Raw genomic sequence first — 26,677 nt, 5'->3', positions numbered from 1 at the left:
CATCGGACTAGAGGCGGATGTCGAGCGGGCCGTCGCGGCGCTGCGGCCCGGCCGGGGCGCCGCCGGCCGGGCCGGTGGCGGCAAGGCCGGGCGCGGGGCCGGCGAAGGCATCGAAGCGTGCCGGCTGACCGCCGCCTCCCGGGTGCTCGGACCTCTGCCCGGAGGACCCGAAGGAGAGCTGCGCGCCGCGGAATCCGGCATCGGTGAGCTCGCGCTGCAGCAGCTCGGCATGGCGGCGCAGCAGGTCGAGTGTCTCGGGCCGGTCGACCGTCACCACCGCGACGGCATTGCCGTCATCGGTGGCGATGTGAAGGGTGACCCGGCCGAGCTCCGGCGGGTCGAGCCGCAGCTCCACCCGCCGGCCGGCGTCGCGCCGATCGATCGCGCTGACGATCTGGGCGACGAGTTCGGCCGGGCGGACCGGCAGCGGGAAGGCGGGCACGGCGGGGCCGGCGGCGGTGAGGAACCCGGCCATGCGCGGCGGCGGCAGGGTGGCGAACTCCGGCGCGCCCAGCGGATCGGCGGCCGGTTCACCGCCCCGCCCGGTGTCTCCACCGGCCTTCGGCAGCGGCTGCAGGGCCTGCACCGGCGCGGCGAGCCCCATCGGGGGCGCTGCCGGGCTCGCGGTGGCGGCGGGGGGCGGAGCGGAGGGGCCCGCACGCTCCGCCGGGAGGCCGCGCAGGCTGGCCTCGGGCGGCAGGTCCGGCTCCGGCACGCCACCCGGCCCGGTCTCGGGCGCGGGAGGTGCGGCGAGGCCGGGTACCGCCCCCGGCGCCAGGGGCCTGCGCGCCGGGAGGGCGGGCGGATGGTCCGGGCCGGCCGCTTCCTGCGGTGCGCGCAGCCCGGGCAGGATTTCGGCCTCGGGCGCCGGGTTCGCGGCAGGTTCGGCGGAAACCCCGCTCCCGGGCGGCACGACGGGCGGTGCCGGCAGTGCCGAGGGCTGCGGGGCCGGTGCGCCGGCCGCGGGGGGCGGGGCCGGCGGCTGCGGTGCCTCCTCCGCTCCCGCGGGGGCAGCGGCGGCGACGGGCGAGGCGAGAGCCGGGCCGGGGCCAGCGCCCGCGGGCCCGGGCGCCGCGGAGGCGGATGCCTGCGCCGGGGGCTGCGTCGGGGCCTGCGTCGGAGCCTGTGTCGGGGCTTGCGCCGGGGCCGGGTCCGGGGTGCTGCCGGCGGGAGCCCGGGCCTGCACCTGCGGGGCTGCGGGAAGCGGCGCCTCGGCGGTCTCCGTGACCGGAGCCGGGCGCGCGGAGGAGACGGGATGCCCGGCGTCGGCCCGGCCCTGCCGGGCGGTGAAGAGGGCGAAGGCGCCGTCGGCGCGCGCCGCCGGGGGCTGTGTCCTGCCGGTGCCGGGCACCGCGACATCCGCCTCCGCCCCGCCGGCGGGCAGGGCATTCCGGGCCTGACCGGCCGCGACCGGAAGCACGGCGCCCGCCCGATCCGGAGCGGGCGGGGCCGGAGCGGGTGCGTTGCCCGCGGAAAGGAATTCGGCGAAATCCCCGCCCGGCAGGGGCCTGGCCGGATCGGCCGGCGGGGGCGCGAGCGCAGGAGCAGGCTCCGCCCCGTCCTCCGCGGCGGCGGGGCGGCGGGGCGCGGGGCGGGCAGCGGCGCCGGTCTCCCCGCTTCCCTCCGCCTCGCGGCGGCTTTCGCGGCGCAGGCCCTCCTCCCCCCGGGCGCTTCCCGCGAGCCGGGCCTCTCCGCCCTCCTGCGTGCTGCCGGCATGCCCGGCTCCGCGGGTCGTGCCGGCAGGCGCTCCGGCGGGGCCGGCGGATGGGAATACCGGCACGCTCATGCCGGGGTCGCGCTCTTGCCGCTCATGCCAGGGTACCGCTCTCTTCGTTGCTGGAAACTGCCCGCACAGCATGCGGCCCAAGCCTTACCAATCATTTACCGAAACCCGCGAAACTGGCCCCCTGCACCGATCATGGAGCCGCGCATGACCAGCCCTATCCTCACCGCCCCGGCCGCCGTTCCCGGCCTGTTGCCGGGCAGGACCGCTCCGCTGCCCGACCTGCCCGGGGGGGCGGGGGACAGGCAGGCCCGGCTGCACCAGCTCGCGCAGGAGCTGGAGGCGGGGTTCCTCACCGAGATGCTGAAATCCGCCGGGGTCGGCAAGGCACGGGAAAACTTCGGCGGCGGGGCGGGCGAGGAGGCCTTCTCCAGCCTGCTGCTGCGCGAACAGGCCGGGCTGCTGGCCGCGCGCGGCGGCGTGGGCCTGGCCGAGCACATCTACCGCTCCCTCGTGGCGCGGGAGGGGGCAGGCGATGTTTGAGCGTCTCTCCTGGGGCCACCGCGCCCGCCGCGTGCTCTCGATGCTGGCCGAGGAGCGCAGCCTGCTGCAGCGCGCCCGGCTCACCGAGCTCGTCGCTCTCGCGCGCAAGCGCGACCGGCTGGTGGACGAGCTCGCCGCCCGTCCCGGGCCCGGCGGCGAGGATACGCAGGCCATGCTGGAGCGCATCCGCAGCGAGGCCGGGCGCAACCAGCGCCTGATCGAGGCCTTCCGCAAGGGCGTGGAGGATGCCCGCACCCGGCTCGAGCGCATCGAGAAATCCACCTCCGAGATCGGGCTCTATTCGCGCAGCGGTGACCGCCTGCCCGACCCGCCTGCCCGCGCCCGCTCCGATCGGCGCGCCTGACCCCGCCTGCCGCCCGCCGCCCCCGGCCGGTGGGGGGCGGAACGGCGCGCCGGCATGCAGGCATGCCGCTTTCCGGCCATCGGCCGGAAAGATGATCCGGATTTCCGGATCATGCGCGCCCCGGCGCTCCGCCCCGGCCGGGCGCCAGGCGGAACCGGGGGCGAGGGGAGGGTGTCAGCCGCGAGGACGGGCCCAGGCCTCGATCTGCTCCATGCCGCCGAGCGCCTCGACGAGCGGGCCGATCCGCGCGCCGTAGCGCTTCCACTTGTCCACCGAACGGCTGTTCACCCCCTCGCGCACCTGCGCCGCCGAGGCAGTGCGCACCGCGCGGGTGCTGCCGGCCGGATCGAGGCAGGCCGGGTCCCACTCGAGGTCGAGGAAGCTCACCAGCCGGCGCACATGGGTCTCGAAATCCGCCACCATGTCCTCGTAGACCACCTCGTGCATGCGCAGCGGCAGCACCTCGCGCCAATGCGCCAGCACCTTCTGGTAGGCGCGGTACTGGGTGGCCAGGGTCTCGATGGTGTTGGTGTAGGAATACTGGATGTCGTTGAAGCGCTGGAACAGGCAGGAGACGCAATTGTCCAGCGGATGGCGGTGAATCACCACCACCCGCGCATTGGGGAACATGCGCGAGATCAGCCCCAGCCGGAACACGTTCTCCGGCAGCTTGTCGGTGAAGCGGCGGAACTCCCGCCCGGGCGCGAAGCCGCGCACCTGGTCCAGCAGGTACTGCGCCGCCACCTCCTCGACCTGCGGCACGATGGTGCGCACCGATTCGAAGGCGTTGGAGATCGGGGTATTCTGCGCCGCCCAGTTCATCGCCAGGATCTCCGCCGTGCGGCAGCCCGACAGCTCGCCCGCCGCCAGCACGTCACGGTGGCGCGAGAGCACCGTCTCGGTGAAGGTGGTGCCCGAGCGCGGCATGCCGAGGATGAACACCGGCGCCTCCGTGGGGTTCCCCCCGCAGGGCCGGCGGGTCAGCGCCTCGCGGGTGTTCGCGCGGATGATGCGCTCCACGTTCTCGTCGTCGAGGTTGCACTCCACCCCGTAGGCCGCCCCGCCCAGCAGCGCCTGCTCGAAGGCCCGGTCATGCTGCTTCGCCCGGTCGTAGACCTTGGCCAGGCCGTAATGCACGAAGCTGCGGTCGAGCCGCGACAGCCCCTCGTCCTCCAGCCGCGCCTCCAGCCGGTGCACGATCGGGTCGTCCGGGCCGGCATTGCTCATGGTGCAGTAGTTGTACATCGGGTTGACCTTGCCGGGCTGCATGTCGATGGCCCGGCGCATCACCCGGCCCGCCTCCTCCAGCTCGCCGGCGAAATAGAGAAAATTCGCGTAGTTCCACCAGCGGTTCGGCTCGTCGGGCTTGATCGACAGGCTCTCGCGCAGCAGCCGCAGCCCGCGCGCGGTCTCGTCCATGTTGCACAGGCAGGCGCCGAGGTAGAACAGCAGCCCCGCATTGCGCCGGTCCTTCTTCAGCGCACGCTCGAAACAGGCGGCCGCCTCGGCGAACTGGCTGCGGCCCATGAAGGTCACGCCCTCCTCGAAATGCCGGATCCCGTAGCGGAACTTCTTGGAAATCGGCCGCTCGGGCCCCTTCGGCTTCGGCTTCTTGTCCTGAACGACCCGCATCATGCCCTCCTCTTCGCGCGCCCCTGTGGCGCGAGGGAAGGCTAGGCAGAAATCCTCGCCTCACGGTTAACGGATCCTCTCGCCGAAATGCCGGTATATCGTTGTAAGTTTTACGCAATTCCCGGTGCGCGGTAACACTCCGTTATGGATTCTGGGCGAGTTTCCGGACTGCGGCCCGGGATGGGTTGGCGCAGACCGGGCGGGTGCACGGCAGGCAAGCAGAGACGGACCGACAGGGGTCCGCCTGCCTGGCGGAAAGCCTCGCGGAACTGCACACGTCAGAATGGCGGCTCACGGGCCGGGGGCAAACCCGGCCACCCATTCAATAGGGGTTAAAACGCCCCACGCCAAAGGAAGACGGAACATGTCCTCGATCCTCACCAACACCAGCGCCATGGTCGCGCTGCAGACCCTGAACTCCACCAACAAGAACCTCGCGATGACCACGAACGAGATCTCGACCGGCAAGTCGGTCGCGACCGCGCGTGACAACGCCTCGATCTGGGCCATCGCCCAGACCATGCAGACCGATGTCGACGGCTTCTCCGGCATCTCCGACGGCCTGAACACCGGCTCCGCCGCCGTGGCCGTGGCCCGCACCGCCGCCGAGACGGTCACCGGCCTGCTGGGCCAGGTGAAGGAAAAGATCATTGCCGCGCAGGACCCCGCGTCCGACCGCGCCAAGCTGCAGACCGACATCGACCAGCTCGTGCAGCAGGTGGGCTCGGTGGTCGACGCCGCCCAGTTCAACGGCCTCAACCTCGTGAACGGCCAGACCGGCTCGATCAACGTGCTCGCCTCGCTCAACCGCAGCAGCACCGGCAACGTCAGCGTGGCCAGCATCCAGGTCTCCGGCCAGGATCTCGCCTCCGCCGCCGGCACCGCGCCGACCGGCTTCTTCACCGTGGCCAACGGCTCGGTCTCGGCGAACGGCACCAGCTTCGGTGGCATCATCGACGGCGGCACCGGCACCAACACCCTGTCGCTCGACACCGCAAACTTCGCCGGCGCGACCGGCGGCGAGAAGATCTCGATCACCATCGGCGGCCAGACCGCGACCTACACGGTCACCGCCAACGACATGGACACCACCAACGGGTCGGACCCGAACACGGTGATCATGTCCAAGGTGGCCACGGCGATCTCCTCGCTCGGCATCTCCGGCCTCGTGGTGACCATGGGCACCGGCACGATCACGCTCACCAACACCACGACCGTGGACCTCGCCTTCTCCGGCGAGATCACCGCGCCGGGTGCGGGCGGCCTCTCCGGCCTGCAGGGCATCGACGTGACGGCGGATGCCGCCGGCGCGCTCACCGCCATCGAGCCGCTGATCCAGACCGCGATCGACGCCTCGGCGGCCTTCGGTTCGGCCCAGGCCCGCATCGACATCCAGAACGAATTCGTCAGCAAGCTGACGGACTCGCTCAAGACCGGCATCGGCGCACTGGTCGATGCTGACATGGAAGAGGCTTCCGCCCGCCTGCAGGCCCTGCAGGTGCAGCAGCAGCTCGGCATCCAGTCGCTCTCGATCGCCAACCAGGCGCCGCAGAACGTCCTGTCGCTGTTCCGCTGATCCGATGAGCGGGGCGGGCTCCGGCCCGCCCCGGCCTGACCGGCCGGCGGCTCCCCCCGGGGGCCCGCCGCGCCTTCGGGCCGCCCCCGGGATCCGTCGCGTCACCTGAAGGAGCGAGGACCGAACGAATGAACAGTGCTGCTTTCGCCCGGACCGGATACGACAGTGCCGCCCCTGCCCAGGGCACGCCGCGGCGCACCGAATACCGGGCCTTCGCCCAGGCCACGCACCGCCTTTCGCGTGCCGGCCAGACCGATCCTCTCGATTTCCCGCGCCTGGCCGAGGCCGTGAGCGAGAACCAGCGCCTCTGGACCCTGCTCGCCGCCGATGTGGCCGACAGCGCCAACGGCCTGCCCGCCCCCCTGCGCGCCCAGATCTTCTACCTCGCCGAGTTCACCCGGCTGCACAGCCGCAAGATCCTCGACGGCACCGCCACGGTCGCCGCCCTCGTCGACATCAACACGGCCGTGATGCGCGGCCTGCGCGGCGGAACGGAGAACGCCTGATGCCCGGCCTGATCCTCAAGCTCACGCCCGGCGAGCGCTTCATGGTCAACGGCGTCGTGATGGAGAACGGCGACCACCGGGCGCGGATCTGCGTCGTCACCGAGAACGCCAACGTGCTGCGGCTGCGCGATGCCATCCACCCCAGCGAGGTGAACACCCCGGTGCGCCGGGTGTGCTACATCGCCCAGCTCGTGCTCGCCGGCGAGGCGGAGGAGAGCCTCGCCCGCCAGCAGTTGCTGACCGGCATCGAGCAGCTCTCCCAGGTCTTCACCGACGCCGACAGCCGCGCCAAGCTCGACGCCGCCACCACCCACGCGATGGAGGCGAAATACTACCCTGCCCTCAAGGCCCTGCGCAGCCTGCTCTCGCGCGAGGCGCGGCTGATGCAGGCCGTCCCGCGCCCCCCCTCAGAGACGAGGATGGCCCAGTGACCTACACACCCGTCATCCCCCTTTCCGGCATGGCCGGCTGGCAGTTCCTGCAACGCACCCAGGACACCCAGCGCGCCGCCTTCGACACCAGCGTGCAGGTCAAGCGCGAGACCGAGTATTTCCTCGAGAAGATCGGCGATGTGACCAGCGTCGACCAGCTCATGGGCGACCGCACCCTGCTCAAGGTCGCCCTCGGCGCCTTCAGCCTGGAGGATGACATCACCAAGGGCGCCTGGGTGCGCAAGATCCTCGAGGAAGGCACCGAGGACCCGGAAGCCTTCGCCATGCGCCTCACCGACCGGCGCTACCGCCAGTTCTCCGAGGCTTTCGGCTTCGGCAACGTGCTCGGCGCGCGCACCGGCGACGAGGGCTTCGGCGAGAAGATCGTCGAGAAATACAAGAACCACATGTTCGAGGTCGCCGTCGGCGAGGTCGACAACAGCATGCGCCTCGCGCTCAACTACTCCAACAGCCTGCAGGCCCTCGTCGACCGCGACATGGGCGAGAACGCCGCCTGGTACACGCTGATGGGCGACACGCCGCTGCGCACGGTGATGGAAAAGGCCCTCGGCCTGCCCGAAAAGCTCGGCGCCCTCGACGTCGAGCAGCAGCTCGTCTTCTTCAAGGACAAGGCCTCCTCGGTCTTCGGCTCCAGCAAGCTCTCCGACCTCGTCTCGGAAGAGAATGTCGAGAAGGCGATCCGCATCTACATGGCCCGCGTCCAGGCCGAGGCCGGCCCTTCCGCCTCCACCCCCGGCTTCGCCGCGCTCAGCCTGCTGCAGGGCGGAAACTCTTCCGCCCTGAGCTCCGCCGGCATCGCCAACCTGCTGCTCAGCCGCACCTGATCCCCCGCGCCCCGGCCCCGGGCCCGCCGGCTACACCGGTTTCTGGCCCGGAGCCGGGGCGCCGAGGGCCTCGGCGAGGCCGGCGAAGCTTTCCTCCACCGACGCGCTGCTGCGCGCGAAGAGCGCGTCCAGCCCCGGGTGCAGGCGGATCGCCTCGTCGATCTGCGCGTCGCTGCCCGGAGCGTAGAGCCCGGTCTGGATCATCGGCAGCGCCTGCTCGTAGGTGCCCAGCAGCCGCCGGGCCCGCGAGAGCAGCGCGTTCTCCGGCCCGCTCGCCACCCCCGGCAGCGCGCGCGAGACCGAGCGGCGGATGTCCACCGCCGGGAAACGCCCGCGCTCGGCGATCTCGCGATCGAGGATCACATGCCCGTCGAGGATGCCGCGGGTGATGTCGGCCACCGGCTCCTCCATGTCCGAGCCCGCGACCAGAACGGTGAACACGCCGGTGATGTCGCCCTGCCCGGCGCGCGCGAGGCCGGGGCCCGCCCGCTCCGCCAGCCCCGCGATCAGCGCGGCGGTGGAGGGCGGGTAGGCGCGCAGGCTGGGCGGCTCGCCGGAGGTGAGCGCCACCTCGCGATGCGCCTCGGCAAAACGGGTGAGCGAATCGACCAGCAGCAGCACGTGCTCGCCCGCATCGCGAAACGCCTCGGCCACCGCCATGCCCATCCAAGCCGCCCGGCGCTTGATCAGCGGCGACTGGTCGGAGGTCGCCACCACCACCACGGCGCGGGCCATCCCCTCCGGCCCCAGCGTGTGCTCGATGAACTCGCGCAGCTCGCGCCCGCGCTCGCCGATCAGCACCACCACCACCCGGTCCGCCTCCACCCCGCGCGCAAGCGCGGCGAGCAGCGAGGACTTGCCGATCCCCGAGCCCGCGAAAATGCCGATGCGCTGGCCGCGCGCCAGCGGCAGCATGGTGTCGAAGGCCGCGAGCCCGGTGCGCAGCCGCGGGCCCAGCAGCCGGCGGTCGTTGGCCGGCGGCGCCGGGCGGCGCAGGCGCACCGGCGCCGGCCCCTGCGGCAGCGGCCGGCCGTCGAGCGGCATGCCGAAGGCATCGACCACACGGCCCGCCCAGCCCGGCCCCGGCGCCACCGGCAGGTCCGGCTCCAGCCAGACCCGCGCACCCAGGCTCAGCCCGTCCGTCGGCCCGTAGGTCATCACCCGCGCGCCCTGCGCCGAGAGCGCCACGATCTCGCCCGGCACCCGCGAAGGCGCCCCCGCCTCGCCCGTGGGCGCGCAGTCGATCGCCACCCGGTCGCCCAGCCCGGCAAAGCCCTGCACCCCGGTCACCTGCAGCGAGCCGGTGTCCACCGAGGTGACGGACCCCGCCCGGCGGTGCGGGGTGATGCGCGACAGGCTGTCTTCGAGCGTCTCGAACATGAAAGGTGTCTCCGGCGGCGCCCCCCTCAGGGCCCTCCGGAACTAAAACCTTTTATCAAGAAAGAAGGGTTAAGCGGGAAGGGATCGCCAAGGGAGAAGCCCTGTCATGAACCTCGATCTCGCCATCATTCGTCTTGCGGACCGTCTGGCCTCCTATGCCTCGGTGCGCCAGAGCGTGATCGCCGAGAACATCGCGAACGCCGACACGCCGGGCTTTCGCGCGCGCGACCTCCTGCCCTTCGCCGATGCCTATGCCGATGCCGCGCACGGCATCCCGGAGGCCCGGCCCAGCCGGCCGGGGCATTTCATCATCGGCAAGGACGGTCTCGCCGGCTTCGCGCTGGAGGAGGACGCCGCCCCCGGCGCCGTGAGCCCGAACGGCAATTCCGTCGCCATCGAGGACCAGATGATGCGCTCGGCCGAGCTGCAGCTGCAGCACGACCTCGCCCTGGGCGTCTACCACAAATCCCTGCAGATCCTGCGGGCCGGCCTCGGCCGGATCCGCTGAGGAGGAAGATGATGGAGAGTTTCTTCGGCAGCATGATCGCCTCGGCCCATGGCATGGTGGCCCAGTCCACGCGCCTGCGGGTGACCTCCGAGAACATCGCCAACGTCGACACGCCCGGCTACACGCGCAAGATCGTCACCTTCGAGCAGCTCGCCACCGACGAGGGCGGCGAGGTGGTCACCACCGGCCCGATCACCTTCGGCCAGGAGGAGCATGCCCGCATCCTCGACCCCTCCAACCCGCTCGCCGGGTCCGACGGCACCTACATGGGCTCGAACGTCGACCTGATGGTCGAGATCGCCGATGCCCGCGAGGCGCAGCGCAGCTACGAGGCCAACCTGCGCATGTTCGACCAGGCGCGCCAGATGGCCTCCTCCTTCCTCGACCTGCTGCGCGCCTGAGCGCGCGCCCACGCCCAACCCCACGGAGCCCGCAATGGAACCCCAGAATCTCGTCTCCCAGCTCTATTCCCGCGCCCAGACCAGCATGCCCCCCGCCCCGGCGGAGCCGAAGGAGGCCGTCGCCGGCCCGGATTTCGCCGAGATCGCCCGCGGCATCGTCGACGACCTGCGCCGCAACGAGGCCGTGGCCCAGGCCGGGCTCGCCGGCCGGGCCGAGCCGCAATCGGTGGTGATGGCCCTCGCCTCCACGGAGCTTGCCATCGAGACCGCCGTCACCCTGCGCGACCGGGTGGTGGAAGCCTACCAGGAAATCCTGCGCATGCCCGTCTGAGCCGGCCCGGCTGCCATGCCCGCCTGATATGCCTGCCTGACCTGCCCGTCTGATATGCCCTTCCTCCCGGCCCCTGACCGGCCTGCCGGAAGGACCCGCCCGCGCCGCGGCCGATGCCCGACCGGCCGGCGCCGCGGCCGCCACAACCGCCCCGCGGGAGAGCCGTTTCCATGAGCGACACCCAGATCTACGACATCCTGCGCGAGGCGCTTTGGGCCGGGTTCCTGCTCTGCCTGCCCATCCTGAGCGTGGCGCTGGCCATCGGCCTGGCCATCGGCCTGTTCCAGGCGCTCACCTCGGTGCAGGAAATGACCCTCACCTTCGTGCCCAAGCTCGCGGCGATGATGGTGGTCTACTGGATCACCATGGGCTTCATGAGCGGGCTGCTGGTGGATTTCTTCCACGACCGGGTGCTGCCCGCCATCGTCGGGTCCTGAGATGCGGGCCCGCCCTCCCGCGGCCGCCCCGCCCGCCCGCGCGACAGGGCCGGCCCGCCTCGCGGCGGGTGTGTTTCGGGCCGCCCGGGCGCTGCAGACCTTCGTCCTGCTGCTCCTGCTGCTCGCCGGCCTGCCGGCCGCGGCCGCCCCGCCCCCGGGCGAGGGCGGGGCCCGCGCCACGGCGGCGATCTGCGACATCGTCGCGCGTGAGGCCGCGGCGGAGAGCGGCGTGCCCCTCGACGTGCTGCGCGCCATCACCCGCACCGAGACCGGCCGCAAGCTGGAGGGGGAGTTCCGCCCCTGGCCCTGGACCATCAACATGGAAGGCAAGGGCCTGTGGTTCGACGGGCCGGAGGAGGCCGTGGCCTACGCCCGGGCCCGCCATGCCGAGGGCGCGCGCAGCTTCGACATGGGCTGCTACCAGGTGAATTTCCGCTGGCACGGCGAGCATTTCGCCTCCCTTGACGAGATGATGGACCCGCTGGCCAATGCCCGCTACGCGGCCCGCTTCCTCGCCGATCTCTACGCCGAGAGCGGCAACTGGGAGACGGCGGCGAGCCATTACCACTCCCGCACCCCGGAATTCGCCAACCGCTACGGCGCGCGCTTCGCCCGGCTGCGCGCCAGCCTGCCGCCGATGCCCGAGGAGGGCGGTTTCACCCCGCTGCCGCCGCGCGCCCCCGAACTGCCCGTCACCGTCGCCATGGTCGCACTGCCGCGCACGGCCGGGGCGGTCTCGCTGGTGCTGCCCGCCTCCACCGGCGGGCTGCTCGCCACCGCCTCGCCCGAAGGGCTGCTCACCCGCGGCCGCCCGCTTTTCGACTGAAGGTCCCTGCCCATGGCCACCCGCGCCGGTTTCTCTCCCGCAATGCTCTCCCAGCCCACGGTGATGCTGGCGCTGGCGCTGATGGCGATCATCGTGATGATGATCCTGCCGATGCCGGCCTGGGTGCTCGATGTCGGCCTCACCGCCTCCTTCGCCCTCGCCATCCTGATCTTCACCGTGACGCTGTTCATCCAGCGCCCGCTCGACTTCTCGGCCTTCCCCACCATCCTGCTCGCCTCGCTGATGCTGCGGCTGTCGCTCAACGTGAGCTCGACCAAGCTGATCATCGGCGAGGGGCACAACGGGCCCCAGGCCGCGGGCGGGGTGATCGAGGGCTTCGCCATGTTCATCATGGGCGGCTCGGTGGGGCTGGGCCTCGTGGTGTTCGGCGTGCTGCTGATCGTGAACTTCATCGTGATCACCAAGGGCGCGGGGCGCATGGCCGAGGTGGGCGCGCGCTTCGCGCTCGACGGCATGCCCGGCAAGCAGCTCGCCATCGACAGCGACATGGCCGCCGGCGCCATCACCCATGAGCAGGCCCGCGAGCGGCGCAAGACCGAGCAGGAGGAGACCACCTTCTTCGGCTCGCTCGACGGCGCGTCGAAATTCGTGAAGGGCGACGCGGTGGCGGGGCTGCTCATCACCCTGCTGAACCTGCTCGTGGGCCTCGCCATGGGCATCCTCGTGCACGGCATGCCGGCGGGCGAGGCCTTCGAGACCTATGCCATCCTCACCGTGGGCGACGGGCTCGTCACCCAGATCCCGGCGGTGATCATCTCCATCGCCGCCGCCCTGCTGCTCTCGAAGGGCGGCGCGCTGGGAACGGCGGACAAGGCGCTCTTCGGCCAGCTCGGCCGCTACCCGCTGGCGCTCGCCACCGTGGCCGGGCTGCTGGGGCTCTTCGGGCTGCTGCCGGGCCTGCCCACCCTGCCCTTCGTCGCCGCCTCCGCCATCCTGGGCTCCATCGCCTGGATCTCCGCCGGCCGCCAGGAGCGGGCGAAGACCGCCGAGCGCACCGAGGCCGAGGCCCCCGCGCCCGCCCCCGCCCGCCGGCTGGGAGACATGCTCGACCTCGACGAGATCCACCTCGAGTTCGCCCCCGACCTCGTCGCCACCGTGATGGACGAGGCGACGGGCCTGGACGGGCGCATCCTCAACATGCGCAACCACATCGCCCAGACCTGGGGGCTGATCATCCCGGAGATCCGCCTCACCGACAACGCGCTCCTGCCGCGCGGCACCTATGCCATCCGCATCCAGGGGGTGGAGATGGCGCGCGCCCAGCTCAAGACCGGCTTCGTGCTGGTGCTGCTCAACGAGGCGATGGGCGAGGCGCCGGCGGGCGAGGATGTCTCCGAGCCGGTCTACGGCGCGCCCGCGCGCTGGATCGCGGAGGCCGACCAGGAGGAGGCGGCACTCAACGGGCTCTCGGTGGTCACGCCGGTGGAGGTGGTGGCCACGCATCTGATGGAGGTGCTCAAGCTCAACTTCGGCCGGCTGTTCAGCCGCCGCACCCTGCGCAAGCTGCTCGAGGAGTTCACCCGCGTCTCCGACACCGCGCGGGCGGAGGCGAACCGGCGCATCCTCGACGAGTTCATCCCCGACCGGGTGCCGGTGGACCTGCTGCAGCAGGTGCTGCGGCTGCTGCTGGAGGAGCGGGTGTCGATCCGCAACCTGCCGCTGATCCTCGAGGCGATCGCCGAGGCCAAGACCGTGGTCAACCACACCGAGGCGATCTGCGAGCACGTGCGCCACCGGCTGGGCTTCCAGCTCGTGGCCGAGCTGGTGGAGCCTGACGGGGCGCTGCCGCTGATCCAGCTCGCCCCCGAGTGGGAGGAGACCTTCCTCGCCCACCAGATCGACGGGGCGGAGAGCGGGGTCGATGTCGCGCTGCCGCCGCAGGATTTCAACCGCCTCGCCCGCTCGGTGGCCGAGAAGCTCGCCAAGGCCGGGGCCGAGGGACGCTACCCGGCCATCGCCACCTCCACCCGGCGGCGGCGCTTCCTGCGCACGGTGCTCTCGGCCAAGGGCATCCGCAACCCGGTGCTCTCCTTCGAGGAGATCGGCACGGAGGTGAAACCCGCCCTGCTGGGGGTGGCGTGATGGCCGCGCCCCGGACCCCGGAGCGCGGGGGCCCGGCCGGGCCTTCCCCTCGGGGGGCATCGAGCCCCCGCTTCGGGGAACGACGCGCGGTGCCCGCGCGCGCGCCCGCCCCCCGGGGCGCGCCGCGATGACCGGGCTCGAGGGGCTCGCCGGGATCTCCGAGGCGCTCGCGGCGCTGGGGATCGCGGGCAACAGCGGGCCGGCGCTGGTGTTCACCTTCATCGCCGTCTTCGCCCGGGTGGGCGCGGTGGTGACCCTGCTGCCGGGCATCGGCGAGCAGACCATCTCGATGCGCACCCGGCTCGCGCTGGCGCTTGCGCTCTCGGCCGCGGTCTGGCCGATGCTGGCCGCGCATGCCGAGCTGCCGGGGGCGGACTGGGCGCCCACCGCACCGGGGCTGTTCCTCGTGCTCGCGGCCGAGAGCGTGGCCGGGCTGGTGCTGGGGCTCGCGCTGCGCTTCATGCTCATCGTGCTGCAGCTCGCGGGCTCCATCGCCGCCCAGTCCACCGCCATCTCCCAGATCGCCGGCGCAGGCGTGACCCCCGACCCGATGCCGGCGATGGGCAACATCCTGGTGATGGCCGGCATCGCGCTGGCCGTCACGCTCGGGCTGCACGTGAAGGCGGCGATCATGATCGCCTGGTCCTACGAGATGCTGCCCTTCGGCCGCTTCCCCGATGGCGCGGACATGGCCGCCTGGGGCACGGCGAGCGTGGCGCGCGGCTTCGCGCTCGCGGTCACGCTGGCCGGGCCCTTCGTGCTGCTCTCCTTCCTCTACAACGTGGCACTCGGGGCGATAAACCGGGCGATGCCGCAGCTGATGGTGGCCTTCGTGGGCGCGCCCTTCATCACCGGGGCGGGGCTGGCGCTGCTGTTCCTCGCCGCCCCGGTGATGCTGCGCATCTGGACCGGGGCGCTCGACGAGGTGCTGGCCGACCCGCTGGCGCTGCCCCGATGAGCGGGGCGGACGACAGCGGCGGCGAGAAGAGTTTCGAGCCCACCGAGAAGAAACTCGCCGATGCCCGCCGCCAGGGCGATGTCGCGAAATCGACCGACCTCTCGGCGGCGGCGGCCTACCTGGGGCTGCTGCTGGCGATCTTCGCGGCCGGAGCGGCGCCGGTCGCGACCACGGGCGGCGCGCTCGCCCGGTTCATCGACCGGGCCGACCAGCTCGAGGGCCGCATCCTCGGGCCCGGCGGCGCCGGGCTCGCCGGGGCGCTGATCGGCGAGGCCATGCTCGGCCTGCTGCCGCTGCTCGCCCTGCCCGCCCTCGCCGCCCTCATCGCCCTGCTCGCACAGCGCGCCTTCGCCTTCGCGCCGGAAAAGCTGCTGCCGAAGATCTCGCGCATCGACCCGGTGTCGAACGCGGGCAACAAGTTCGGCCCCACCGGCATCATGGATTTCCTGCGCAGCACGGTGAAGATGGGTGCCATCGCCGGGGTGCTCTGGCTCTACCTCGCCTCGGAGAGCGACCGGATCATCGGGGTGATGCGCGCGCCGGCCCGCATGCTGCCGGGCGAGATGGTGCGGCTGGGCACAGGGCTGCTCGGCGCCATCACCGCCATCGCGGTGGTGATCGCCGCCCTCGACGTGCTCTGGCAGCGCTTCAACCACGCCCGGCGCCTGCGCATGTCGCTCAAGGAGATGCGCGACGAGGCCAAGGAGGCCGAGGGCGACCCGCACCAGAAGGCCGCCCGCCGCCGCCGCGCCGAGGAGATCGCCCGCAACCAGATGCTCGCCGACGTGCCGAAGGCCGATGTGGTGATCACCAACCCCAGTCATTACGCCGTGGCGCTGAAATGGTCGCGCAAGCCCGGCTCGGCGCCCGAATGCGTGGCCAAGGGGGTCGACGAGACCGCCCGCGCCATCCGCGAGGCGGCGGCCGCCGCCGGGGTGCCGCTGCACGCCGACCCGCCCACCGCCCGCGCCCTGCACGCGCTGGTGGAGATCGGCGAGGAGGTGCCGCCCGACCTCTACCGCGCCGTGGCCGCGGCGATCCGCTTTGCCGAGACCATGCGCGCCCGGGCCCGGGCCGGCTGGAGCTGAGCCATGGCCGACACGCTCTCGCCCGCCTCCATCGCCCGGCTCACCGATCTCGCCGACCGCGCCTTCGCCAACCGCCGCGCCCGGCTGGGTGCGGCCACCGCCGCGCAGCAGGCCGCCGAGGCGGCCCTCGCGACCCATCTCGCCCGCCGCGCCCCCGCACTGCGCGCACCGGACACCGACCCGAAGGTGCTGGAGGCCTGGCTGGTCTGGCACGGGCAGGAGACCACCCGGCTCGAGGCCCGGATCGCCGCCGCCCGCCGCGAGGCCGCGGCCCGCCGCGCCGATGCGGCGGAGGCCTTCGCCCGCTGCCGGGCGGTGGCGATGCTCGCGAAACGCGCAGAAGCCGGGGAGCGGCGCCGCCGCGAGCGGGCCGAAGAACGCGCCCTTTCCATGCTCATGGCCGGCCGGGGCGGGAAAATGCTCGGGCTATTAGATTAATAGTGCGTTAGGATGTGCATCCTAAGGTTGTCGTACATGTCCGGTTTCCTGGAGTGGCCCAGATGAACGCGTTCCCCTTCCGCCTGTTGCTGAGCGCCTATGGCAGCGGTGCCATCCTGGCCCTCGCCTGCTGGTGGATCGGGCTGCCGGCGCTGGCCGCGGGGCTGGTGTTCTGGCTCTCGGGGGCGGGGTTCGTCTTCCTGCTGCCGATGGTCTTCCCCGACATCTGCCCGCCGCGCCGCGAGGCGGAGGAGGCCGGCGCGCCGCGCCCGGCCCGCGGCTGGTCCGCCCGGCCCGAGCCGGCCCGCGGCCCCGACGCCTGAAGCCCGGTCGCCGCGGCCTCTTCACCGGATCCCGCTCACCCGATACCCGTCACCACGGCACCGACAGCCCGGGGGGTCAGGCGCGTATCTGCCAGAGCCGGTAGCGTTTCTGGCCCGACATCTCGCGCACCAGCCCCAGTTCCTCGAAACGGCGCAGCACGGCATTCGCGGCCTGCTGGCTCACGCCCAGGCGGTCGCGCAGCAGGTTGGCGGAGACGAGATGCTCCGCGGCGATGAGCTCGGCCGCGGCCAGCGGCAGCCGCCCCGGCAGCGCCGCGGCCCGGGTCCGGGCGAGGCCGGCCCAGTCGGCCCGGCGCGCCAGCCCGGCCAGCACCGGCTCCAGCCGGGCCTCCGCGCGCTCGAGAAAGGCGGCGAGCCGGGCCTCCGGCCCCGGTCCGGCGGCGCGCGGCGCATCGCCCAGCGGCAGGAACCGGGCCCGGGCCTGGTCGGCCGCGGCGATCCGGGCGGCGAGCACGGTGCCCTCCAGCACCGCCCCGGCGCCCCCCAGCCCGTGCCCGTGCCACAGCGCCAGCGCCGCGGCGCCGCGGGTGAGCGGGTGCAGGGCGGCAAGCCCGGCCATCTCCTGCGACCAGGCCTCGGCCTCGGCATCCCAGTCCGCCCCGGTGGGGCGGCGCAGGAGCGGGCGCAGGGCGAGGTCGGTCTCGCTGCCGTCATGGCCGAGGAAGCGGCGCAGCCCGGCCGCCCCCGCCCCGATCTCCGGCGCGGCCCCGGTGAGCCGGCGCGCCGCCCAGCCGGCCGCGAGCAGCGCCCCCGGGGCCGTGCCGCCCGCCGGCGCCCCGTGCCGCCAGAGCAGGAAGGCCTCCAGCGCCAGCCGCGCGCCATCGGCGCGCGCGAGAGCCACGGCCTCCTCCTCTGCCAGCCGCGCCGGCATGGCCCCGGCGCCACCCAGCCGCTCGTCGAGCCGCGCCAGAAGCGCCGCCACCCGGGCCAGCCGCCGCGGCATCTGCCGCTCCGCCGCCGCCCAGGGGGCCGGGTCGGCCAGGTCTGCATCCCGATCGTTCATCCGGCGCCGCTCTCCCGCATCACCCGGAACGGGTGTCACTTTTTCTCACCCGGAACGGGTGTACCTTTTCTCGTCCGGCACGGGTGTGACTTTTTCCCTTCCGGAACGGGTGTACCTTTTCTCGTCCGGCACGGGCGTAGCTCTTTCTCACCCGGAAAGGGTGTGCCCGCTTTCTCCCCGCCCGCCTGCCCGCGTGCTCTCCCCGAACCGATACACGCCCGCGGCCCGGAATGCATTCATGCTCCGCGCCGGGCGCAGTCGCATCATGCGGCACCGGCCGCTGCCGCCCCGGGGGCGCACATGCGTGCCGGCCCGGGCGCAGCGCATGCGCCCGGGCCGGGTCGGACAGGGGGAAGGTGGGCCGGTGGTCAGGCCTCGTCCGGGCTGTCGGCCGGGGCTCCGACCGGTTCGGGATCACGCGCCGGGGCCTCGGCGGCCGGGCGGCGTGACAGGCCCTCGCCGCCCGGCTGCAGGCGCGAGAGATACTCCGAGAGGATGAAGGAGATATGGTCGAGCCGGGCGCGCAGCTCCGGGTCGGGCTCCGGGGCGGTGGTGCGGCCGAGCTCGTTGAGCGTGGTGCGCATGCCGCCCAGCATCAGGCGCAGGTTGCCGATCTCGCCGAAGACACGGGTCTCCATGCGGGCGATGTCCTGCGCGGCGGAGGGCGCCTCGCCCGCGGGCCCGAGCGCTTCGGCCAGGACCGGAGCCAGAACGGGGGCCAGGACCGGGCCGAGAGCCGCGGCCAGCGCCTCGGCGCCGGGCGTCCCGCCGGGGGCGGCGGCGGCCAGGCTTTCGGCCAGCGTGTCGAGCCGGGCCTCGAGCCGGGCGAGCGCTGCCTGAGCGCTGTCCCCCTCCTCGCCGGGGGGCGGGGGGGCGAGTTCGCCCGCCAGCCCGTCGAGCCGGGTCTCGAGTCGGGCGAGCGCCTCGGCGAGGGCCTCCGGCTCCGCCCCGGCCGTGCCGGAGGCGAGGGTTTCGGCCAGCCCCTCCAGCCGGGTGTCGAGCCGGGCGATCGCCGCCTCAAGGGCGGAGAAATCGGGCGCGGGCGCGCTGCCGCCCTCGCCGCCGCCCTGCAGGTGCTCGGCCACGGCCTGGAGCGAGAGCACGATGCCCTGCAGCCGGGCGCGTTCGGGGCCGATGCTCTGGCCCACGACGGCAGCACGGGTGGAGAGGCTCTGCAGGGTCTTGTGCATGCGGTCGAGCCGGCGGGTGAGCGGCTCCAGCGCGGCATCGGCGGTTTCGGGCAGGGCCATGATCCGGGCGGCAAGCGGCTCCATCCGGGCCTCGGCGGCGGCCTGGCCGGCGCGGATCTCCTCGGCGAGGGCGCTGCGCAGGGCTTCCGGGTCCTCCGGTTGCGGCAGGGAGTGCGCGAGGGTGGAGAGCTCGCGCCCCAGTGCCTCGAGCGGGGCGGCAAGCTCGGCCGCGACCCCGGGCGCGAGCCCGCCGAGCGCCCCGGAGAGCTGGTCGGAAAGCGCCGCGAGCCGGGCCTCGAGCGGGGCGAGGTCCACCGGCTCGGGCGCGGGAAGGGCGGCCATCGTGCCGTCGAGCCGGCCGAACCCCGCCTCGAAACCGGCCTCGAGCGCCTGTTTCAGCCCCTCGATGTCCGGCGCCTCGGGCTGCGGGCGGGCGGCGATCGCCTCCACCCTGCCGGCGAGATCGGCGAGGCGCGCCTGCACGATCTCCACATGCCGGGCCATGGCCTTCTCGCCCAGGGGCGGGTCGGCACGGCGCGAGAGCGCGGCATCGCCGAAGCGCATCAGCGCGTGTTCGATCACCCCCAGCCGCTCGTCGAGATCGACGGTGCGGCCCTGGCGCTCCTCCTCGCGGGCGAGCAGGCGGGAGAGGGCCTCCTCCAGATCGGCGGCATGGGTGTCGAGCCGGCGCTGGGTGTCGCGCAGCCCGGCGGCGAGGCGCCCGGCCTCCTCCTGGCCGGAGGGGGCGAGGGCGGCGAGCCGGGCCTCGATCGCCTCCAGCCGGCGGTCCAGCGCCTCGAAGGGCGGCGGCGGCAGGGCGGCAGCGAGCATGGGGGCGAGATCGGCGGCGAGCCGGGCGGTGAAGCTTCCCGACAGCGCCTCGGCGAGGCTGCGGGCCTGCTCATCGGGCTCGGGCGGGGCGGGACGGGCGGCGAAGGCCGCGTCCAGCCGGGTGCCCAGGGCGTCGGACAGCGCATCCGAGAGCGCCTGCGTATCCGGCCCGGGCGGCAGGGCGGCGGCCAGCGCCGGGGCCAGGGTGGCGGCGAGCCGGGGTGCGAGTTCCGCGCTGAAGGCCTCGGCAGACGGGGCGGCCGGCAGCACGGCCGCAACCGCCTCCGCCACGGCCTCCGGGGAGGCGGGCTCGCTAGGGGCCGGCAGGGCGGCGAGCGCCGCGTCCAGCCGGGCGGCGAGCGCCTCGGACAGGGCCTCGGCGTCGGGGGCCTGCGGCAGGGCTTCGGTGATCGCAGGCGTCAGCAGCGCCGTGAGGGCTTCCGCCAGGGCCTCCGGGGAGGCGGGTTCGGGAAGGGCGGCGAGCGCCGCGTCCAGCCGGGTGGCGAGCGCCTCGGAGAGGGCCTCGGCGTCAGGGCCCCGCGGCAGGGCTTCGGTGATCGCAGGCGTCAGCAGCGCCGTGAGGGCTTCCGCCAGGGCCTCCGGGGAGGCGGGTTCGGGAAGGGCGGCGAGCGCCGCGTCCAGCCGGGTGGCGAGCGCCTCGGAGAGGGCCTCGGCGTCAGGGCCCCGCGGCAGGGCTTCGGTGATCGCAGGCGTCAGCAGCGCCGTGAGGGCTTCCGCCAGGGCCTCCGGGGAGGCGGGTTCGGGAAGGGCGGCGAGCGCCGCGTCCAGCCGGGCACCGAGCGCCTCGGACAGGGCCTCGGCGTCGGGGCCCTGCGGCAGCGCTTCGGTGATCGCAGGCGTCAGCAGCGCGGTGAGGGCTTCCGCCAGGGCCTCCGGGGAGACGGGCTCGGCAGGGGCCGGCAGGGCGGCGAGCGCCGCGTCCAGCCGGGCAGCGAGCGCCTCGGAGAGGATCTCGGCGTCGGGGCCCCGCGGCAGCGCTTCGGTGATCGCAGGCGTCAGCAGCGCAGTGAGGGCTTCCGCGAGGGCCTCCGGGGAGGCGGGTTCGGGAAGGGCGGCGAGCGCCGCGTCCAGCCGGGCACCGAGCGCCTCGGAGAGGGCCTCCGGGTCCGGGCCGGGAAGCAGCGGCGCGAGGGCTTCGGCGAGCCGGCCGGCCTCTTCGCCGGTCTCTTCCGGCTCCGCCTCGGGGGCGGGGAACCGGGCGGAGAGCGCGGCGGCAAGGGCGGTGGCGAGCTCCTCCGGGTCGGGGGCGGAGACCGCCTCCTGCAGGGCGGCGAGCCGCGGGTCGAGCCCGGAGAGCGCCTCGGCGAGGGCGGAGAGCGCCTGCGGGTCGGTCTCGCCGATCCGGGCCTCGATCGCCTCCAGCCGCTCGACCATCCGCGCCCCGTCCTCCGAGGCGGGCACGGCGACCGGGGCGGGGATGATGGCGCGCACCCGCTCGGCCACGCCGGAGAGCGCGGCATCGACCAGCTCGGTGATGCGCCCGGCGGTGAGCCGGGCCGCGGCGATGGCATAGCCCGCGTCGAGCACCGAGCGCACGCCCGGGCCGGCGGCACTGCGCGCCGCGTCCTGCAGGGCGCCGACGAGGATCAGCGCCTGGTCGTCGAGCGAGGAGAGCGACGGGAGCGGCCCCCCCGCGGGCGCGAGCGGTTCCACCCGCACGACGCCGAACCCCGTGGAGAGGCCGAGCGCCCCGGCCAGCCCGGCGGCGAGGGTTTCCTCCGCGCCGGGCTCCTCCCCCCCCTCGACCTGCACGCCGTAGGAGAAGGCGCCCAGCCGGAACACCTGGCCCGAGACGCGTTCGCAGATCGCCTCCAGCAGGGCGGTCTCGAGGCCGGGATCCTCCGGGGCGGCCAGCGCCTCCGGGTCCAGCTCGATGCGATGGGTGATGAGGCCGGCGCGGGCCAGTCGCTCGGCCATGTCGCCGCTCATGTCCCCGGTCATGTCTTCGGGAGATCCGCTTCCGTCCATGCTCCGCTCCGCTCTGGGGGCCGGGACCGGCGCCCGGGGCCCGGGCCCGGCCGCCTCCGGGAGCCGTGCGGCCGCCGTGGCCCGCGGGCCTCGGGGCGTTCTGCCCTCGGAGCCGGGCAGGGCCGACTCGAAATGCGGTCTCTCCCCGAAACCTTCCGGGGGCGCCGCCGGGAGGGACGCTAGCAAGCAATTGCTGACGATCCATTAACCTCGACCCGGCCCCGCTGCGCCCCCCGCAGCCCCGGGCAGCCCCGCCCGCGCACGGGTTCCGTTCATGCCGCGAAGCGGATAAACAGGCAGCCGATGTTCCCGGCGCATCAGTGGCCTGCGGGCCCCGGGGACGGGCCGGAGCCCCGCGCCGCGGGCTCCCCAGGACAAGGATGACCGCCATGCGCGTGGCAATGATCGGTACCGGCTATGTGGGCCTGGTCTCGGGTGTGTGTTTCTCGGATTTCGGCCATGACGTGACCTGCGTGGACACGAATGCCGACAAGATCGCGCAGCTCACCCGCGGCGAGGTGCCGATCTTCGAGCCGGGGCTGGAGGCGCTGCTGGCCAAGAACGTCGCCGCCGGGCGGCTGAGCTTCACCGGCGATCTCGCCTCCGCGGTGGCCGCGGCCGACGCGGTGTTCATCGCGGTCGGCACCCCCACCCGCCGCGGCGACGGCCATGCCGACCTCACTTACGTCTACGCCGCCGCGCGCGAGGTGGCCGCGGCGCTGAAGGGCTACACGGTGGTGGTGACGAAATCGACCGTGCCGGTGGGCACCAACCGCGAGGTGGCGCGCATCATCGCCGAGGCGAACCCGGAGGCGGAGTTCGACGTGGCCTCCAACCCCGAGTTCCTGCGCGAGGGGGCGGCGATCGACGATTTCATGCGCCCCGACCGGGTGGTGGTCGGGGTGGAGAGCGAGCGGGCCCGCGAGGTGATGGGCGCGCTCTACCGGCCGCTCTACCTGCGTGAGGCGCCGATGGTCTACACCGGGCTCGAGAGCGCGGAGATGATCAAGTACGCCGCCAATGCCTTCCTCGCCACCAAGATCACCTTCATCAACGAGATCGCGGCGCTGTGCGAGAAGGTGGGCGCCGATGTGAAGGCGGTTTCCAAGGGCATGGGGCTCGACGGGCGGATCGGCAACAAGTTCCTGCATGCCGGGCCGGGCTACGGCGGCTCGTGCTTTCCCAAGGACACCAAGGCGCTGGCGCGCATCGGCCAGGACCATGCCGCGCCGATGGAGATCGTCGAGACGGTGATCGCGGTGAACGAGGCGCGCAAGCGGGCGATGGTCGACAAGATCCTCGAGCTCTGCGGCGGCCGGGTGGCGAACAAGGTGATCGCGGTGTTCGGCGTGACCTTCAAGCCCAACACCGACGACATGCGCGACAGCCCCTCGCTCACCATCGTGCCGGCGCTGGTGGGCGCGGGCGCCGTGGTGCGGGTGGTCGACCCCGAGGGGCGCAAGGAGGGCGAGGCGCTCCTGCCCGGCGTCACCTGGATGGAGGACCCCTACGAGGCGGCTTCGGGCGCGGTGGCCGCGGTCATCCTCACCGAGTGGAACGAGTTCCGCGCCCTCGACCTCGCGCGGCTGGCCGGTGCGATGGCCGAGCCGCGGCTGGCGGACCTGCGCAACATCTATTCCCCCGAGGAGGCCGCCCGCGCCGGGCTCGCCTATGTCTCGGTGGGCCGGGCGCCCGTGGGGGGCTGAGGCCCCCGGGGGGCGTTGCGCGGGGTCCCCTTTCCCCGCCAGGCGAGAGGGATTGCGGCGGGAGCCCCCGGACGCCCGCCCGCGCGATCCGCTGCCGCTCGGCGCCCTTGCGGCGCTTCGGCCGAGGCGCCCCGCCCCGGCCGAAGCGCGGGGCGGCTTCCCCTCGGGGGGCATCGAGCCCCCGCTCGGGGAACGAGCCCGCTGTCGCGGGCCGCAGCCCCGCCCGGTGCGCCGGGCCGATGGCGCGCACGGGGGCCGCCCCGGGGCTCAGCCGGCGCGCACCCGCACCCGGCAGCGAGGCGCAGCCCCCGGGCAGGGTCCCGCGCGGCCCGGCCAGGGCAGGCACGGTGCTGCCTTCCGCGGGCACAGCGGCGCCGCGGGGGCTCACGGGGCCCATCGGGGGGGGCGGCAGGGCCAGCGCCCCCGGCACTACGCGGCAGGCCTGCACGATCAGCCTGCACGGGCGGCCTGCACGGGCGGGCGGGCTGGCGGGCGGCACGCCGCAGGGCGGCGATGCCCGGGCGCTCCTGCCCGGCCCGGGCCCGGGCCGGGGGCACAGGCTCCCGGCCTTCCGGGACAGGAATTCGACACAGGAGCAGGCGGATGCCGGTTGCCCTCTACACGTTCGGGATGTTCTCCCGCCCCTCCGCGGCGCCGGAGAACGACGGGTTCCACGCCCGCAACGACCGCAACTTCCGCGCCGCGGAGGCGGCCTCGGGCTTTCTCGGCCGCTCGGGCTATGCCGGGGAGCCGGGGCCGTCGAGCTGGGGCCCGCAGGTCTGGCCGCGCTTCTACACCGAGCGGGGCGACGGCTGGTCGCCGGCCACGCTGTCGCTCTGGGAGAGCCCGGAGGCGGCCCTGGCCTTCACCTACCGCGCCGCGATCCACCGCGAGGCGATGGCCCGCGGCCGGGAGTGGTTCGAGACCCCCGCCTGGCCGCCCTTCGTGTTCTGGTGGGTGGCGGGGGGCCATGTGCCGGACTGGGCGGAGGGCGTGGCCCGGCTCGAGCAGCTGGCCGACCACGGACCGGGCCCCGGCGCCTTCGGCGGCCGGCCGCTCTTCGATGCCGCCGGTGCCCCCTGCGGTCAGGACACCGCCCTCCTCGCCCGCCATGCCCGGGCCAACGAGACCCGGCTCGCCGGGCTCTGACCGCCCGCGCGCGCCCTGCCTCGTGCCCCTGCCTTGTACCCGTACCCTGCACGCCCGGCCCTTGCGCCACGGCGACGTGCAGGCCGGCCCCCCCGGCCCTTCCCCGACGGGGCTCGATGCCCCCGAGGGGAAGATCCCCGCCGGGAGCAACGGGGCCGGTCCTCCCGGCCCTTCCCCGACGGCTCTTCTTCGACGGGGCTCGGTGCCCCCGGGGGGAAGATCCCCGCCGGGTGCGACGGGGCCGGTCCTCCGCCAATCCCTTCCCGGCCCCAGCCCGGACACCATGGCCCCGTCACCACCGCCGTGACGGACAGATGGAGCCCCGGCCCGCCCGGGCGCCCCCGCGCCTCGCGCTTCCGGCGCGGCCCCACACGGTATGTCCCGGCTCCGGCCGAGGCGCGCCGGGCACCCCCGCCCGGGCGGGCCCCGCAGGTCCCCATTCCGCGCTGAAGCCATGGCGGCGGCCTGGCCGGCCAGGGTCGCGCCGCCCTCAGAGCAGCGCCACGATCCCTTCCACCAGCGGCTCCACCCGGGCGGCGTCGCCGCGGGTCTCGAGGTTGAGGCGCACCAGCGGCTCGGTCTGCGAGCGGCGCAGGTTGAAGCGCCAGTCGGCGAATTCCATGCTCAGCCCGTCCGACCAGTCCACCGCCAGCGCCGCCCCGGCGTATTCGGCATGGGCGCGCGCCAGCGCCGCCTCGGGGTCGGCGATGGTGAAGTTGCGCTCGCCCGAGCCGGGGAAGCGCGCCAGCCGCTCCGAGACCAGGGCCGAGAGCGGCCGCCCGGCGCGCGAGACCAGCTCGGCGATCATCAGCCAGGGGATCATGCCGCTGTCGCAGTTCATGAAGCCGGCGAAATAGTGATGCGCGCTCATCTCGCCGCCGTAGACCGCCCCCTCCCGGCGCATCGCCGCCTTGACGAGCGCGTGCCCGGTGTTGGACTGCACCGCCCGCCCGCCGGCCGCGGCCACGATGTCGAGCGTGTTCCAGGTCATGCGCGGGTCGTGGATGATGGTCGCCCCGGGCACGAGGGTGAGCGCCTGCTGCGCCAGCAGCCCGACGATGTAGTAGCCGTCGATGAAGGCGCCGGTCTCGTCGAACAGGAAGCAGCGGTCGAAATCCCCGTCCCAGGCCACGCCGAAATCGGCGCCATGCGCGCGCACGGCCTCCGCGGTCACCGGCTGGTTCTCGGGCAGGAGCGGGTTGGGGATGCCGTTGGGAAAGCTGCCGTCGGGAGTGTGGTGGAGCTTCACGAAGCTGAGCGGCGCGCCGGCGGCGGCGAGGGCTTCCTCGATGGCGTCGAAGGCGGGGCCCGCGGTGCCGTTGCCGGCATTCACCAGGATCTTCAGCGGCTTCAGCGCGGAGAGATCGACGAAGGAGAGCACCTTCTCCACATAGGCCGCGCGGGTGTCGGCCTCGCGGTAGCTGCCGCGCACCGGGGCGGGGGCGGGCCCGGCCTCGGCCAGGGTGCGGATGGCGCCGAGCTCGGCCGCGGGGTCGAGCGGGCGGGCGCCCGCGGCGACCAGCTTCATGCCGTTGTAGTCGATCGGGTTGTGCGAGGCGGTCACCTCGATGCCGCCGCCGCAGCGCAGGTGCGCGGTGGCGAAGTAGATCTCCTCGGTGCCGCAGAGCCCGAGGTCGATCACGTCGGCGCCGCCGTCGCGCAGCCCCTCGGCGAGGGCGGCCTTCAGCGCGGTGCTCGAGGCCCGGCAGTCGCCGCCGACCACCACCGTGCCGGGCAGCATCACCCGGGCGAAGGCGAGGCCGATGCGCCGGGCGATCGCCTCGTCGAGGTCGATCCCCAGCCGGCCACGGATGTCGTAGGCCTTGAAGCAGGTGAGCGGGGCGGCGGGGCGGGTGAGGTCTGACGCGGGCATGGCAATGTCCTTGTAGCGGGAAAGCATGATGAAAAGGGCCGTCTGCCCGCCCCCCGCGCCGGCCGCTCCCGGGCGGCCGCCCCGGCGGGCGGGGTCGTCGCGGCCCGGGACCGGCGGGGGAAATTCCCGCGCACCCGCAGGCGCGCCCGCGGACCGCAGCCCCAAGTCTCGGCGCAAAGCCCGGCCACATCAAGCGCCTTGTCCCGCGCCCGCCCGCCATCTTTCCCCCCGGGCGTCCGGAGCCGCCCGGGGGGCGCGCCCCTCCCCGCCACCGCCTCCCCGCGCAGCGCCACCGGCCCGCCCCCGGCACTGCCCCCCGGAAGGATCGCCCTGCCCTGCGTCCCCGGCCCCCTGCTCCCGGGGGGACCGATGCGGCAGCGGATCTCTCCTGCCGCGCCCGTCACCCTTCCCCGGCACGAGCCCCGCGGGCCCGGCACGCCCCCGCGCGGCCCCCGCGCAGCCACCGCGCGGCCCCCGCGCAGCCACCGCGCGGCACGCCCCC

General features: G+C 74.1%; 24 protein-coding genes. 18 read left to right on the top strand and 6 right to left on the bottom strand.

Features of this window, described 5'->3' with window-relative positions:
• Positions 1-7: 7 nt before the first annotated feature.
• On the bottom strand, positions 8-604 hold the full coding sequence (locus D3P35_RS20340) for a flagellar hook-length control protein FliK (protein ID WP_157982240.1): 597 nt from the start codon (positions 602-604) through the stop codon (positions 8-10).
• A gap of 1,326 nt (positions 605-1,930) precedes the next feature.
• On the opposite strand from D3P35_RS20340, the gene D3P35_RS20335 reads away from it, so the two are divergent.
• Positions 1,931-2,266 carry a rod-binding protein gene (locus tag D3P35_RS20335; RefSeq protein ID WP_118137392.1) on the top strand — a complete coding sequence of 112 codons (336 nt, stop codon included), beginning with the start codon at positions 1,931-1,933 and terminating at the stop codon, positions 2,264-2,266.
• On the top strand, positions 2,259-2,630 hold the full coding sequence (locus D3P35_RS20330; protein WP_118137288.1) for a hypothetical protein: 372 nt from the start codon (positions 2,259-2,261) through the stop codon (positions 2,628-2,630). Before D3P35_RS20335 ends, D3P35_RS20330 begins: the two co-directional genes overlap by 8 nt.
• 174 nt (positions 2,631-2,804) lie before the next feature.
• Here D3P35_RS20330 and D3P35_RS20325 read toward each other — a convergent pair whose 3' ends face one another.
• Positions 2,805-4,265, bottom strand: a complete 1,461-nt coding sequence (locus D3P35_RS20325) for a sulfotransferase (protein ID WP_118137286.1) — start codon at positions 4,263-4,265, stop codon at positions 2,805-2,807.
• 361 nt (positions 4,266-4,626) lie between these two features.
• Here D3P35_RS20325 and D3P35_RS20320 point away from each other — a divergent pair, with 361 nt between their 5' ends.
• From D3P35_RS20320 to D3P35_RS20305, 4 genes are all read left to right on the top strand, one after another.
• The gene (locus D3P35_RS20320) at positions 4,627-5,838 is read left to right on the top strand and encodes a flagellin (protein WP_118137284.1); all 1,212 of its coding nucleotides are present in this window, start codon (positions 4,627-4,629) and stop codon (positions 5,836-5,838) included.
• A gap of 128 nt (positions 5,839-5,966) precedes the next feature.
• Positions 5,967-6,344: a flagellar biosynthesis regulator FlaF gene (gene flaF, locus D3P35_RS20315; RefSeq protein ID WP_118137282.1), complete on the top strand. Its 378-nt coding sequence runs from the start codon at positions 5,967-5,969 to the stop codon at positions 6,342-6,344.
• On the top strand, positions 6,344-6,775 hold the full coding sequence (gene flbT, locus D3P35_RS20310) for a flagellar biosynthesis repressor FlbT (RefSeq protein ID WP_118137280.1): 432 nt from the start codon (positions 6,344-6,346) through the stop codon (positions 6,773-6,775). The genes flaF and flbT overlap by 1 nt, the downstream gene beginning before the upstream one ends.
• Positions 6,772-7,620: a DUF1217 domain-containing protein gene (locus D3P35_RS20305; RefSeq protein ID WP_118137278.1), complete on the top strand. Its 849-nt coding sequence runs from the start codon at positions 6,772-6,774 to the stop codon at positions 7,618-7,620. The genes flbT and D3P35_RS20305 overlap by 4 nt, the downstream gene beginning before the upstream one ends.
• 30 nt (positions 7,621-7,650) lie before the next feature.
• On the opposite strand, the gene D3P35_RS20300 is transcribed toward D3P35_RS20305, so the two are convergent.
• On the bottom strand, positions 7,651-9,000 hold the full coding sequence (locus tag D3P35_RS20300) for a FliI/YscN family ATPase (protein WP_118137276.1): 1,350 nt from the start codon (positions 8,998-9,000) through the stop codon (positions 7,651-7,653).
• 106 nt (positions 9,001-9,106) lie between these two features.
• On the opposite strand from D3P35_RS20300, the gene D3P35_RS20295 reads away from it, so the two are divergent.
• The 10 genes from D3P35_RS20295 to D3P35_RS20250 all read left to right on the top strand — a co-directional run bounded on the left by D3P35_RS20295 (position 9,107) and on the right by D3P35_RS20250 (position 16,413).
• Positions 9,107-9,508 (top strand): FlgB family protein, encoded by a 402-nt coding sequence (locus D3P35_RS20295; protein ID WP_118137274.1) that lies wholly within the window; start codon positions 9,107-9,109, stop codon positions 9,506-9,508.
• 11 nt (positions 9,509-9,519) lie between these two features.
• Positions 9,520-9,909: a flagellar basal body rod protein FlgC gene (flgC, locus tag D3P35_RS20290; protein WP_118137272.1), complete on the top strand. Its 390-nt coding sequence runs from the start codon at positions 9,520-9,522 to the stop codon at positions 9,907-9,909.
• Positions 9,910-9,943: 34 nt separating this feature from the next.
• The gene (locus tag D3P35_RS20285) at positions 9,944-10,240 is read left to right on the top strand and encodes a flagellar hook-basal body complex protein FliE (RefSeq protein ID WP_118137270.1); all 297 of its coding nucleotides are present in this window, start codon (positions 9,944-9,946) and stop codon (positions 10,238-10,240) included.
• A 170-nt stretch (positions 10,241-10,410) separates the two neighbouring features.
• On the top strand, positions 10,411-10,677 hold the full coding sequence (locus D3P35_RS20280; RefSeq protein WP_118137268.1) for a flagellar biosynthetic protein FliQ: 267 nt from the start codon (positions 10,411-10,413) through the stop codon (positions 10,675-10,677).
• Positions 10,678-10,747: 70 nt separating this feature from the next.
• A complete protein-coding gene (locus D3P35_RS20275) occupies positions 10,748-11,503 on the top strand; it encodes a lytic transglycosylase domain-containing protein (RefSeq protein ID WP_157982239.1) in 756 nt (251 codons plus the stop codon).
• A 12-nt stretch (positions 11,504-11,515) separates the two neighbouring features.
• Positions 11,516-13,606, top strand: coding sequence for a flagellar biosynthesis protein FlhA (gene flhA / locus D3P35_RS20270; protein WP_232830576.1), 2,091 nt, complete (start codon positions 11,516-11,518; stop codon positions 13,604-13,606).
• Between the two features lie 127 nt (positions 13,607-13,733).
• Positions 13,734-14,564 carry a flagellar biosynthetic protein FliR gene (locus D3P35_RS20265; RefSeq protein ID WP_118137264.1) on the top strand — a complete coding sequence of 277 codons (831 nt, stop codon included), beginning with the start codon at positions 13,734-13,736 and terminating at the stop codon, positions 14,562-14,564.
• Entirely contained in the window at positions 14,561-15,652 is a 1,092-nt protein-coding gene (locus tag D3P35_RS20260) for a flagellar biosynthesis protein FlhB (protein WP_118137262.1), read from the top strand. Before D3P35_RS20265 ends, D3P35_RS20260 begins: the two co-directional genes overlap by 4 nt.
• A 3-nt stretch (positions 15,653-15,655) precedes the next feature.
• Entirely contained in the window at positions 15,656-16,090 is a 435-nt protein-coding gene (locus tag D3P35_RS20255) for a hypothetical protein (RefSeq protein WP_118137260.1), read from the top strand.
• Positions 16,091-16,152: 62 nt separating this feature from the next.
• Complete coding sequence (locus tag D3P35_RS20250) at positions 16,153-16,413, top strand: hypothetical protein (RefSeq protein WP_118137258.1); 261 nt, start codon at positions 16,153-16,155, stop codon at positions 16,411-16,413.
• 76 nt (positions 16,414-16,489) lie between these two features.
• Here the strand turns inward: D3P35_RS20250 and D3P35_RS20245 are convergent, their stop codons facing one another.
• Positions 16,490-17,437: a helix-turn-helix domain-containing protein gene (locus D3P35_RS20245; protein WP_118137256.1), complete on the bottom strand. Its 948-nt coding sequence runs from the start codon at positions 17,435-17,437 to the stop codon at positions 16,490-16,492.
• 368 nt (positions 17,438-17,805) lie between these two features.
• A complete protein-coding gene (locus D3P35_RS20240; RefSeq protein WP_157982238.1) occupies positions 17,806-21,447 on the bottom strand; it encodes a hypothetical protein in 3,642 nt (1,213 codons plus the stop codon).
• A 389-nt stretch (positions 21,448-21,836) separates the two neighbouring features.
• Here D3P35_RS20240 and D3P35_RS20235 point away from each other — a divergent pair, with 389 nt between their 5' ends.
• Together D3P35_RS20235 and D3P35_RS20230 are read left to right on the top strand one after the other, a co-directional pair.
• Entirely contained in the window at positions 21,837-23,153 is a 1,317-nt protein-coding gene (locus D3P35_RS20235) for a UDP-glucose/GDP-mannose dehydrogenase family protein (protein WP_118137388.1), read from the top strand.
• 603 nt (positions 23,154-23,756) lie between these two features.
• On the top strand, positions 23,757-24,302 hold the full coding sequence (locus D3P35_RS20230; protein WP_118137252.1) for a DUF3291 domain-containing protein: 546 nt from the start codon (positions 23,757-23,759) through the stop codon (positions 24,300-24,302).
• 490 nt (positions 24,303-24,792) lie between these two features.
• On the opposite strand, the gene D3P35_RS20225 is transcribed toward D3P35_RS20230, so the two are convergent.
• Positions 24,793-26,175: a phosphomannomutase gene (locus D3P35_RS20225; protein WP_118137250.1), complete on the bottom strand. Its 1,383-nt coding sequence runs from the start codon at positions 26,173-26,175 to the stop codon at positions 24,793-24,795.
• Positions 26,176-26,677: the final 502 nt, after the last annotated feature.

It is taken from the genome of Oceanicella sp. SM1341 (assembly GCF_003448965.1).
Lineage (GTDB): Bacteria > Pseudomonadota > Alphaproteobacteria > Rhodobacterales > Rhodobacteraceae > Paroceanicella.
Note: the sequence above shows the minus strand (reverse complement) of the source record. Positions and strands in the feature narration are given on the sequence as shown.